Annotated in this window: 8 protein-coding genes and 2 rRNA genes; 8 read left to right on the top strand and 2 right to left on the bottom strand. The window is 38.3% G+C overall.

Features of this window, described 5'->3' with window-relative positions:
* Positions 1 to 10: 10 nt before the first annotated feature.
* The 8 genes from ilvB to ilvA all read left to right on the top strand — a co-directional run bounded on the left by ilvB (position 11) and on the right by ilvA (position 8,987).
* Complete coding sequence (gene ilvB / locus P7F85_RS04145; RefSeq protein WP_117726013.1) at positions 11 to 1,786, top strand: biosynthetic-type acetolactate synthase large subunit; 1,776 nt, start codon at positions 11 to 13, stop codon at positions 1,784 to 1,786.
* A complete protein-coding gene (locus tag P7F85_RS04140; RefSeq protein ID WP_002466258.1) occupies positions 1,786 to 2,028 on the top strand; it encodes an ACT domain-containing protein in 243 nt (80 codons plus the stop codon). Before ilvB ends, P7F85_RS04140 begins: the two co-directional genes overlap by 1 nt.
* Before the next feature lie 132 nt (positions 2,029 to 2,160).
* Entirely contained in the window at positions 2,161 to 3,153 is a 993-nt protein-coding gene (gene ilvC / locus P7F85_RS04135; protein WP_447158567.1) for a ketol-acid reductoisomerase, read from the top strand.
* Positions 3,154 to 3,174: 21 nt separating this feature from the next.
* Positions 3,175 to 4,710: a 2-isopropylmalate synthase gene (locus tag P7F85_RS04130; RefSeq protein ID WP_002466264.1), complete on the top strand. Its 1,536-nt coding sequence runs from the start codon at positions 3,175 to 3,177 to the stop codon at positions 4,708 to 4,710.
* Entirely contained in the window at positions 4,707 to 5,750 is a 1,044-nt protein-coding gene (gene leuB / locus P7F85_RS04125) for a 3-isopropylmalate dehydrogenase (RefSeq protein WP_447158566.1), read from the top strand. Before P7F85_RS04130 ends, leuB begins: the two co-directional genes overlap by 4 nt.
* 15 nt (positions 5,751 to 5,765) lie before the next feature.
* Entirely contained in the window at positions 5,766 to 7,136 is a 1,371-nt protein-coding gene (gene leuC, locus P7F85_RS04120; protein WP_046464258.1) for a 3-isopropylmalate dehydratase large subunit, read from the top strand.
* A complete protein-coding gene (gene leuD / locus P7F85_RS04115) occupies positions 7,137 to 7,706 on the top strand; it encodes a 3-isopropylmalate dehydratase small subunit (protein WP_002466253.1) in 570 nt (189 codons plus the stop codon).
* 12 nt (positions 7,707 to 7,718) lie between these two features.
* Positions 7,719 to 8,987, top strand: a complete 1,269-nt coding sequence (gene ilvA / locus P7F85_RS04110) for a threonine ammonia-lyase IlvA (RefSeq protein ID WP_046464257.1) — start codon at positions 7,719 to 7,721, stop codon at positions 8,985 to 8,987.
* Positions 8,988 to 9,487: 500 nt separating this feature from the next.
* On the opposite strand, the gene rrf is transcribed toward ilvA, so the two are convergent.
* Together rrf and P7F85_RS04100 are read right to left on the bottom strand one after the other, a co-directional pair.
* A 5S ribosomal RNA gene (rrf, locus tag P7F85_RS04105) occupies positions 9,488 to 9,602 on the bottom strand.
* A 70-nt stretch (positions 9,603 to 9,672) separates the two neighbouring features.
* A 23S ribosomal RNA gene (locus P7F85_RS04100) occupies positions 9,673 to 12,594 on the bottom strand.
* Between the last annotated feature and the right edge of the window lie 254 nt (positions 12,595 to 12,848).

The following is a 12,848-nucleotide window of genomic DNA, read 5'->3' as shown; positions in this document are numbered from 1 at the left end:
ACTTAGTGATATGTCAGAACATAATACGGAAACATCGAACCAACCTGTAGATACCATGAAAGTTGCTGAATCTAGCAAACCTGAATATATGAAGACTCAGACTATCAATGAGATGCGTCCTGGTTCTGAGTTATTAGTTGAAGCACTTCAAAATGAAGATGTCGATTTTATCTTTGGTTATCCAGGTGGTGCTGTATTACCTTTATATGACACATTTTATGACGGTAAAATAAAACATATTTTAGCCAGACATGAACAAGGTGCAACGCACGCTGCTGAAGGATATGCGCGAATTTCTGGTAAAACTGGTGTGGTAGTTGTAACAAGTGGTCCTGGAGCTACGAATGCTATTACGGGTATCACTGATGCTCATAGTGATTCATTACCATTAGTAGTCTTTACAGGACAAGTCGCAACACCAGGTATTGGTAAAGATGCTTTCCAAGAAGCAGATTTATTATCAATGACCGCTCCTATTACTAAACAAAATTATCAAGTAAAAAAAGTGGAAGATATTTCTAGAATCGTTCACGAAGCATTTCACGTAGCCAATTCTGGTAGAAAAGGTCCAGTAGTCGTAGATTTCCCTAAGGATATGGGCGTATTATCTACCAATGTAGGACTTTCTGATGATATCGATTTACCAGGTTATCAAGTTAATACTGTAGCCAAATCAAGTGATATTAACACGTTAGTCAAATATTTAAATGATTCTAAAAAGCCTTTAATTTTAGCAGGTGCTGGTGTCAATCATTCAAAATCAAATGAATTACTCACTCAATTTGTTACTCAACATCAAATCCCAACTGTCACAACACTTTTAGGGCTCGGTGCTATTCCTTACGAACATCCCCTATTTTTAGGTATGGGAGGTATGCACGGTTCATACGCAAGTAATATGGCATTAACCGAGTGTGACTTATTAATTAACTTAGGTAGTCGATTTGATGATCGCCTTGCCAGTAAACCAGATGCTTTTGCGCCTAATGCTAAAGTGGTTCATGTAGATATAGATCCTTCAGAAATCAACAAAATCATAGCCACTGATTTAGGTATTGTGGCAGATTGTAAAAATGTGCTAGAACAACTTGACACAGCTCAAGTTAATGTTCCATCGCATGATGAATGGTTACAATACTGTCAATCAAATAAAGCAAATCACCCATTTAAATATGAAAAAGAAGACAAAGACATCTTTTGTAAACCTCAAGAGGCAATAGAATATATTGGTAAAATCACAAATGGTGATGCCATTGTCACAACAGATGTGGGTCAACACCAAATGTGGGCAGCTCAATTCTATCCATTCAAAACTCACAGTCAATGGGTAACTAGTGGCGGTCTAGGTACTATGGGATTCGGTATTCCATCTGCCATTGGTGCACAACTCGCTTCACCAGATAAAACAGTCGTTTGTTTCGTCGGAGATGGTGGATTCCAAATGACAAATCAAGAAATGGCACTTTTACCAGAATATGGTTTAAATATTAAAATCGTCCTTATCAACAACGGTACATTAGGTATGGTTAAACAGTGGCAAGATAAGTTCTTTAAGCAACGATTTTCACATTCAGTATTTAATGATCAACCTGATTTCATTAAAATGTCAGAAGCTTATGGTGTTAAAGGATTCTTAATTGATCAACCCGAGCAACTTAAATCTAAACTTGATGAAGCATTTAAGTATGAAGGACCAGCACTTATTGAAGTCCGTATCTCTCCTATTGAACCAGTTAATCCAATGATTCCAAGTGGTAAAGCTAATAATGAGATGGAGGGGTATTAATGAAACGACATTTAAAATTTGAAGTAATGAACCAAGTAAGCACCTTAAATAGAATTACTAGTGTATTCGTCAGATTGCAATATAATATTGAAGAATTACATGTCAAAAAACGTGACGATAATCCTAATATTTCTGATATGGAACTTATTGTTAATATTGAGGATGAAGACGTATTAAATATTTTATTAAATAAATTACAACAACAAATAAATGTTTTAAACGTAGAACAATACTCTGCTTAATATAAATGGAAAAACATCGATGCGCTAGTGTTCTAAAAAAGCATAATAACCGAACAGCTATCATCTAATGTTTATTACTCACATCAATTTTCGGAATATTGCTAATTTTTAATTATTTTGGAGGAATGTATTATGACAACAGTTTATTATGATGAATCAGTAAAAACAGACGCTTTAGAAGGTAAAAAAATTGCAGTGATTGGTTATGGTTCACAAGGCCATGCTCATGCACAAAACTTAAAAGATAACGGATATGATGTTGTTATCGGTATCCGTCCAGGCCGTTCTTTTGATAAAGCTAAAGAAAATGGTTTCGATGTATATCCTGTAGCAGAAGCAACGAAACAAGCTGACGTTATCATGGTTTTAATTCCAGATGAAATCCAAGGTGACGTATATAAAAAAGAAATTGAACCTAATCTAGAAGCTGGTAATGCCCTTGCATTTGCTCACGGTTTTAATATTCACTTTGGTGTTATTCAACCCCCTGCAGATGTTGATGTCTTCTTAGTTGCACCAAAAGGACCAGGCCACTTAGTTAGACGTACATTTGAAGAAGGTAGTGCTGTACCATCATTATTTGGTGTTCAACAAGATGCTACAGGTCATGCAAGAGATATTGCACTAAGTTACGCAAAAGGTATCGGATCTACAAGAGCTGGTGTAATTGAAACAACATTTAAAGAAGAAACAGAAACAGATTTATTTGGTGAACAAGCTGTGCTATGTGGTGGTATCCACAAATTAATTCAAAGTGGATTTGAAACATTAGTAGAAGCTGGTTACCAACCAGAATTAGCCTATTTTGAAGTATTACATGAAATGAAATTAATCGTTGATTTAATGTATGAAGGCGGAATGGATAATGTACGTTATTCAATTTCTAATACTGCAGAGTATGGTGATTATGTATCTGGTCGTCGTATCGTCAAAGACAATATGAAAGCTGTTTTAACAGATATTCAAAACGGTAAATTTGCTAATAGTTTTGTTGAAGATAATAAAAACGGATTTAAAGAATTTTATAAAATGCGTGAAGAACAAGCCGGTCATCCAATTGAAAAAGTGGGACGTAAATTACGTGATATGATGCCATTTATTAAATCAAAAAGCATTGAAAAGTAATGGATTAAGGAGTTGATTAAAATGAGTAGCCATATTCAAATATTTGATACCACTCTTAGAGATGGTGAACAAACACCTGGAGTGAATTTCACATTCGATGAACGTTTAAAAATAGCACTACAACTTGAAAAATGGGGTGTAGATGTTATCGAAGCTGGCTTTCCTGCTTCTAGTACAGGTAGTTTCAAATCAGTGGAAGCTATTTCTAAAGCCTTAACAACAACTGCTGTTTGTGGTTTAGCTAGATGTATCAAGTCTGATATTGATGCAGTCTATGAAGCAACAAAACATGCTGCTAAACCTCTAGTACATGTCTTTATTGCGACATCCCCTATTCATCTAGAGCATAAATTGAAAATGTCTCAAGAAGAAGTTTTAGATTCTATAAAAGAACATGTCACTTATGCTAAGCAATTATTTGATATCGTTCAATTCTCACCTGAAGACGCAACACGAACAGATATGGATTTTTTAATACAAAGTGTACAAACAGCTGTTGATGCTGGTGCAACCATTATTAATATTCCTGACACTGTAGGTTTTAGTTACCCAAATGAATATGGACAAATTTTTAAAACTTTAACTGAATCCGTTCAATCTGATAATGAAATTATTTATAGTTCACATTGTCACGATGACTTAGGTATGGCGGTGTCTAATAGTCTAGCTGCTATTGAAGGTGGCGCGAGACGTGTAGAAGGTACTGTAAATGGTATTGGCGAGCGTGCTGGTAACGCAGCACTAGAAGAAGTCGCTTTAGCACTATATATTCGTAAAGATCATTATGGAATAGAGTCACAAATTGAGTTAAAAGAAACTAAGAAAACTTCTGACTTAATTTCTCGTTATGCAGGTATTCGTGTACCAAGAAATAAAGCTATCGTAGGACAAAATGCATTCAGTCATGAATCTGGTATACATCAAGATGGTATTCTTAAACATCGTGAAACATATGAAATTATGACGCCTCAATTAGTTGGTGTTAGTACTACAGAATTACCTTTAGGAAAACTTTCAGGTAAGCACGCCTTTGCTGAAAAATTAAAAGCATTAGGCTATGACATTAATCCAGACGATCAAATTAATTTATTTAAACAATTTAAATCTATTGCTGATAAGAAAAAATCGGTTTCTGACCGCGATATTCATGCTTTAATTCAGGGCTCAGAACATGAACAAAGTGCGATTTATCAACTAGAAGCATTACAACTTCAATTCGTTTCTAATGGACTTCAAAGTGCAGTTGTTGTAATTAAAGATAAAGATGGCAGCATTTATCAAGACTCAAGTATTGGTACAGGTTCTATTGTCGCAATTTATAATGCAGTTGATCGTATCTTTAAACGTGAAACAGAATTAATCGATTATCGCATTGATTCCGTTACAGAAGGAGCAGATGCTCAAGCAGAAGTACATGTTAATCTTGTAATCAACAATAAAGAAGTCAATGGTATAGGTATTGATCACGATATTTTAAAAGCTTCATGTAAAGCTTATATTGAGGCACATGCAAAATACGATGCAGACGCTAAAGAGAAAGAAGGTATCCAATCATGACCTATAATATCGTTGCTTTACCTGGAGATGGCATAGGCCCAGAAATACTAAATGGGAGTTTAGAAGTTCTAGAAAAAATTAGTCAAAAATATCATTTTGAGTATCAAGTAGATACACATCATTTTGGAGGAGCTGCCATAGATGTCTATGGCACACCTCTTACAGATGAAACTTTAAAGGCTTGTCAAAATGCTGATGCGATATTATTAGGTGCTATCGGAGGTCCTAAATGGACTAATCCTAACGTACGTCCAGAACAAGGATTATTAAAATTAAGAAAGTCACTTAATTTATATGCTAATATTCGCCCTACTATTGTGACTGATGGCACGAGCCATCTTTCACCTCTCAAACAAGATAGAGTTGAAGGTACTGATTTAGTTATTGTTAGAGAATTAACAGGTGGTTTATATTTTGGAGAACCACGTGAATTAACTGATCATCATGCACTAGATTCTTTAACTTACACACGTACTGAAATTGAACAAATTGTTAGAGTCGCATTTGAAATAGCGCAGCAACGACATAAGAAGTTAACGTCAGTCGATAAAGAAAATGTACTTGCTTCAAGTAAACTTTGGAGAAAAACGGTAGAGGAAGTAAAACATGATTATCCAGATGTAGAAGTAGAATATTTACTCGTAGATGCCTGCAGTATGCATTTGATTACACGTCCAACACAATTTGACGTCATTGTCACTGAAAATTTATTTGGAGACATCTTAAGCGATGAAGCTTCGGTCATTCCAGGTTCTTTAGGATTATCTCCATCAGCTAGTTTTGGTAAAGATGGAACAAGATTATATGAACCTATTCATGGCTCTGCACCTGATATTGCTGGTCAAGATAAAGCCAATCCTTTTGGAATGATATTATCTTTAGCAATGTGTTTACGTGAAAGTTTCAATGAAATTAAGGCAGCTAAAGAATTAGAGAACAATGTATATCAACTCATTAGAGATGGAAAATGCACAGCCGATTTAGGCGGTACGTATACTACATCACAAATTATTAAATTTTTAAAAGAATTTTATACTTAAGGGAGGCGTCATCTTATGGGACAAACACTATTTGACAAAGTATGGGATAAACATGTCTTGCATGGAAATGTAGGTGACCCTCAATTATTATATATTGATTTACATTTGATACATGAAGTAACATCACCACAAGCGTTTGAAGGATTGAGAATTCAAAATAGACGCTTACGACGTCCCGATTTAACTTTTGCTACATTAGATCATAATGTCCCAACAGTAGATATTTTTAATATCAAAGATGAAATTGCAAATAAGCAAATTACCACGCTACAAAAAAATGCAAAAGACTTCGGTGTACACATATTTGATATGGGATCAGATGAACAAGGAATCGTGCATATGGTTGGACCTGAAACTGGACTAACACAACCAGGAAAGACTATTGTATGTGGTGATTCTCATACTGCTACACATGGCGCTTTTGGTGCCATAGCTTTTGGTATCGGAACGAGTGAGGTAGAACATGTATTTGCTACACAAACGCTTTGGCAAACTAAACCTAAAAATTTGAAGATTGATATCAATGGAAAATTACCTAAGGGTGTATACGCTAAAGATATTATTCTTTACCTTATTAATCAATACGGTGTAGATTTTGGTACTGATTATGCTTTAGAGTTCACTGGTGAAACAATCAAAAGCCTTTCAATGGAAGCTAGAATGACAATATGTAATATGGCTATTGAGGCAGGTGCAAAATATGGAATCATGCAACCAGATGAAACTACATTTGAATATGTAAAAGGTAGACCTTATGCTGACAATTTCGAACGCTCAATATCTGAATGGAAACAACTTTATTCTGATAAAGATGCTATTTTTGACAAAGTCATTGAAATGGATGTTTCAGAATTGGAACCTCAAGTAACTTGGGGCACTAATCCTGAAATGGGCGTTAATTTTAATACCCCATTCCCTGAAATTAAAGATTCTAATGACGAACGAGCTTATCAATACATGGGACTTGAACCAGGACAAAAAGCTGAAGATATTGAATTAGGTTATGTATTTTTAGGTTCATGTACTAACGCTAGAATTACTGACTTGATCGAAGCTAGTCATATTGTAAAAGGCAATCATGTGCATCCTAATATTACTGCTATTGTTGTTCCAGGATCACGAACAGTAAAAAAAGAAGCAGAATCAATGGGACTTGATAAAGTATTCAAAGAAGCTGGATTTGAATGGCGTGAACCAGGTTGTTCAATGTGTTTAGGTATGAATCCGGACCAAGTACCTGAAGGCGTACATTGTGCATCAACAAGTAACCGCAATTTTGAGGGTAGACAAGGTAAGGGAGCAAGAACTCATCTCGTCTCCCCTGCTATGGCCGCTGCAGCGGCAATTAATGGACGATTTGTTGATGTTAGAAAGGTGGTCGTTTAGATGGATATCAAACCAATTACAACTTATCAAGGTAAAATTGTACCTCTCTTTTACGATAATATTGATACAGATCAAATTATTCCAAAAGTTCATTTAAAACGGATTTCAAAAACTGGTTTTGGTCCATTTGCTTTTGATGAATGGCGTTATTTACCAGATGGAAGCGATAATCCAGACTTCAATCCAAACAAACCTGAATATCAAGGTGCTAGTATTTTAATCACTGGAGATAATTTTGGCTGTGGTTCAAGTAGAGAACATGCTGCTTGGGCATTAAAAGACTATGGTTTTAGTATTATCATTGCTGGAAGTTATAGTGATATCTTTTATATGAATTGTACTAAGAATGCCATGCTCCCTATCGTTTTAGATAAACCTTCACGTGAACATCTAGCATCATTCAAAGAGATCACAATAGATTTACCTAATCAAACTGTATCATCAACAGAACAAACCTTCCACTTTGATATCGATGAAACCTGGAAGAATAAGCTAATCAATGGTCTTGATGATATTGATATTACTTTACAATATGAAGATTTAATTGAAAAATATGAAAAAGTACATTAAGGTGGGAAAATTATGACAGTAAAAACAACAGTTTCAACCAAAGATATCGACGAAGCTTATTTACGTCTTAAAGATATAGTTAAAGAAACGCCTTTACAATTAGATCACTATTTATCTCAAAAGTATGATTGTAAGGTATATTTAAAAAGAGAGGACTTGCAATGGGTACGCTCTTTTAAATTGCGTGGTGCGTATAATGCTATTTCAGTCCTATCTGATGACATTCAAAGTAAAGCGATTACATGTGCTAGTGCTGGAAACCATGCTCAAGGCGTGGCCTACACAGCAAAAAAACTTAATCTAAAAGCTGTCATTTTTATGCCAGTCACAACACCATTACAAAAAATTAACCAAGTTCAATTCTTTGGAAATGGTAATGTTGAAATTAAATTAACTGGTGACACATTTGACCATTGTTTAGCAGAAGCGCTTGAATATACTAAACAAAATAATATGACTTTTATTGATCCATTTAATAATGTTTATACTATTGCAGGTCAAGGTACATTAGCTAAAGAAATGATTACACAATCTCGCGAGGAAAATATCAATTTTGATTATTTATTTGCAGCTATTGGCGGTGGTGGTTTAATTTCAGGTATCAGTACTTATTTTCATGACTATTCTCCACAAACTAAAATCATTGGTGTAGAACCTGCTGGAGCTAGTAGTATGTATGAATCTGTAGTAGTTAATAACAAAATTGTAACATTAGAAAACATTGATAAATTTGTAGACGGTGCATCAGTTGCTAGAGTTGGTGATATTACATTTGAAATTGCTAAATCTTTCGTACATGACTATGTGCAAGTGGATGAAGGTGCAGTTTGTTCAACAATCCTAGATATGTATTCTAAACAAGCAATTATTGCAGAACCTGCTGGAGCGCTAAGTGTAGCAGCATTAGAAGACTATCGAGAATTAATCAAAGGCAAAACAGTAGTTTGCATCGTAAGTGGTGGGAATAATGATATTAACCGTATGAAAGAAATTGAAGAACGTTCATTATTATACGAAGAAATGAAACATTATTTCATTCTTAATTTCCCTCAAAGACCTGGTGCACTTAGAGAATTCGTTAATGATGTACTAGGACCACAAGATGATATCACTAAATTTGAATATTTAAAGAAATCATCTCAAAATACTGGTACTGTAATTATCGGTATTCAACTTAAAGATCATACAGACTTACAACAATTAAAAGAAAATGTAAATCAGTTTGATTCTTCAAACATTTACATTAATGAAAATAAAATGCTATATTCATTATTAATTTAAACTAGACGAAGCTATGTAAACTTGCATGGCTTCGTTTTAGTTTCTACTTTCAACTATTAGATAGACTAAGCTCGTTACGCTCATTCTTCAATTCATCGTCTAAACGCATTTGCTCTGCGTTGACTTTCTTATTTTAAACATAAAAAAAGAGACCTTGCGGTCTCAATGTGGCTCATCGCATCCTATTATTTGCCTGGCATGGGCTATTGATCTTAATAGCTCATGCTATTAAGTAAGTAAAACATGTGATTTTCAATCACTGTTTTGCTTTAGAACGTTAGTCTGCTACCTTCGGCGCTAAGGACCTTTTTCAACTTGAGAGAAATACGCTTATACTTCTTCATTTTCATCTCTCACTTACTCACTTAGCTCGACTAAGCTCGTTGCACTCATTCTTCAATTCATCGTCTAAACGCATTTGCTCTGCGTTGACTTTCTTATTTTAAACATAAAAAAAGAGACCTTGCGGTCTCAATGCGGCTCATCGCATCCTATTATTTGCCTGGCAACGTCCTACTCTAGCGGAACGTTAGTCCGACTACCATCGGCGCTAAGGAGCTTAACTTCTGTGTTCGGCATGGGAACAGGTGTGACCTCCTTGCCATTGTCACCAGACAAATGGAATGTATTATACATTCAAAACTAGATAGTAAGTAAAATGATTTTGCTTCGCAAAACATAAATTTTGATTAAGTCTTCGATCGATTAGTATTCGTCAGCTCCACGTGTCACCACGCTTCCACCTCGAACCTATTAACCTCATCATCTTTGAGGGATCTTATAACCGAAGTTGGGAAATCTCATCTTGAGGGGGGCTTCATGCTTAGATGCTTTCAGCACTTATCCCGTCCATACATAGCTACCCAGCTATGCCGTTGGCACGACAACTGGTACACCAGAGGTATGTCCATCCCGGTCCTCTCGTACTAAGGACAGCTCCTCTCAAATTTCCTACGCCCACGACGGATAGGGACCGAACTGTCTCACGACGTTCTGAACCCAGCTCGCGTACCGCTTTAATGGGCGAACAGCCCAACCCTTGGGACCGACTACAGCCCCAGGATGCGATGAGCCGACATCGAGGTGCCAAACCTCCCCGTCGATGTGAACTCTTGGGGGAGATAAGCCTGTTATCCCCGGGGTAGCTTTTATCCGTTGAGCGATGGCCCTTCCATGCGGAACCACCGGATCACTAAGTCCGTCTTTCGACCCTGCTCGACTTGTAAGTCTCGCAGTCAAGCTCCCTTATGCCTTTACACTCTATGAATGATTTCCAACCATTCTGAGGGAACCTTTGAGCGCCTCCGTTACCTTTTAGGAGGCGACCGCCCCAGTCAAACTGCCCACCTGACACTGTCTCCCACCACGATAAGTGGTGCGGGTTAGAAAGCCAACACAGCTAGGGTAGTATCCCACCAATGCCTCCACGTAAGCTAGCGCTCACGTTTCAAAGGCTCCTACCTATCCTGTACAAGCTGTGCCGAATTTCAATATCAGGCTACAGTAAAGCTCCACGGGGTCTTTCCGTCCTGTCGCGGGTAACCTGCATCTTCACAGGTACTATGATTTCACCGAGTCTCTCGTTGAGACAGTGCCCAAATCGTTACGCCTTTCGTGCGGGTCGGAACTTACCCGACAAGGAATTTCGCTACCTTAGGACCGTTATAGTTACGGCCGCCGTTTACTGGGGCTTCGATTCGTAGCTTCGCAGAAGCTAACTACTCCTCTTAACCTTCCAGCACCGGGCAGGCGTCAGCCCCTATACATCACCTTACGGTTTAGCAGAGACCTGTGTTTTTGATAAACAGTCGCTTGGGCCTATTCACTGCGGCTCTTCTGGGCGTTAACCCTAAAGAGCACCCCTTCTCCCGAAGTTACGGGGTCATTTTGCCGAGTTCCTTAACGAGAGTTCGCTCGCTCACCTTAGAATTCTCATCTTGACTACCTGTGTCGGTTTGCGGTACGGGCACCTGTTATCTATCTAGAGGCTTTTCTTGGCAGTGTGAAATCAACGACTCGAGGAAACAATTTCCTCTCCCCATCACAGCTTGACCTTATGAGTGCCGGATTTGCCTAACACTCAGTCTTACTGCTTGGACGTGCAATCCAATAGCACGCTTCGCCTATCCTACTGCGTCCCCCCATCGATTAAAACGATACTAGGTGGTACAGGAATATCAACCTGTTATCCATCGCCTACGCCTGTCGGCCTCAGCTTAGGACCCGACTAACCCAGAGCGGACGAGCCTTCCTCTGGAAACCTTAGTCAATCGGTGGACGGGATTCTCACCCGTCTTTCGCTACTCACACCGGCATTCTCACTTCTAAGCGCTCCACATGTCCTTGCGATCATGCTTCGACGCCCTTAGAACGCTCTCCTACCATTGTCCTACGGACAATCCACAGCTTCGGTAATATGTTTAGCCCCGGTACATTTTCGGCGCAGTGTCACTCGACTAGTGAGCTATTACGCACTCTTTAAATGATGGCTGCTTCTAAGCCAACATCCTAGTTGTCTGGGCAACGCCACATCCTTTTCCACTTAACATATATTTTGGGACCTTAGCTGGTGGTCTGGGCTGTTTCCCTTTCGAACACGGACCTTATCACCCATGTTCTGACTCCCAAGTTAAATTAATTGGCATTCGGAGTTTGTCTGAATTCGGTAACCCGAGAAGGGCCCCTCGTCCAAACAGTGCTCTACCTCCAATAATCATCACTTGAGGCTAGCCCTAAAGCTATTTCGGAGAGAACCAGCTATCTCCAAGTTCGATTGGAATTTCTCCGCTACCCTCAGTTCATCCGCTCACTTTTCAACGTAAGTCGGTTCGGTCCTCCATTCAGTGTTACCTGAACTTCAACCTGACCAAGGGTAGATCACCTGGTTTCGGGTCTACGACCAAATACTAAACGCCCTATTCAGACTCGCTTTCGCTACGGCTCCACATTAGCTGCTTAACCTTGCATCAAATCGTAACTCGCCGGTTCATTCTACAAAAGGCACGCCATCACCCATTAACGGGCTCTGACTACTTGTAAGCACACGGTTTCAAGTTCTCTTTCACTCCCCTTCCGGGGTACTTTTCACCTTTCCCTCACGGTACTGGTTCACTATCGGTCACTAGAGAGTATTTAGCCTTAGGAGATGGTCCTCCCAGATTCCGACGGAATTTCACGTGCTCCGTCGTACTCAGGATCCACTCAAGAGAGTATATATTTTCGACTACAGGATTATTACCTTCTTTGATTCAACTTTCCAGATGATTCGTCTAATATATACTTTTGTAACTCCGTATAGAGTGTCCTACAACCCCAACAAGCAAGCTTGTTGGTTTGGGCTCTTCCCGTTTCGCTCGCCGCTACTCAGGGAATCGATTTTTCTTTCTCTTCCTCCGGGTACTAAGATGTTTCAGTTCTCCGGGTCTGCCTTCTGATATGCTATGTATTCACATATCGATAACATGACATAACTCATGCTGGGTTTCCCCATTCGGAAATCTCTGGATCAACGCTTACTTACAGCTCCCCAAAGCATATCGTCGTTAGTAACGTCCTTCATCGGCTTCTAGTGCCAAGGCATCCACCGTGCGCCCTTAATAACTTAATCTATGTTTCCATCCTACAGGAAACGCGTTATTAATCTTGTGAGTGTTCTTTCGAACACTAGCGATTATTTCTTATGAATTCAAGCTTTAAAACTCTAATTCACTCGGTTTTGCTTGGTAAAATCTATTTTACTTACTTATCTAGTTTTCAATGTACAAGTTCTATTTCCAGTCAAGCGTTTGCATACTGTTTTGTTATCATTACTTTAAATACTCATTTACTCTAGTAAACTTCGCTTTAAAGTAACTCAACGCA

The organism is Staphylococcus sp. aM, assembly GCF_052975125.1.
Note: the sequence above shows the minus strand (reverse complement) of the source record. Positions and strands in the feature narration are given on the sequence as shown.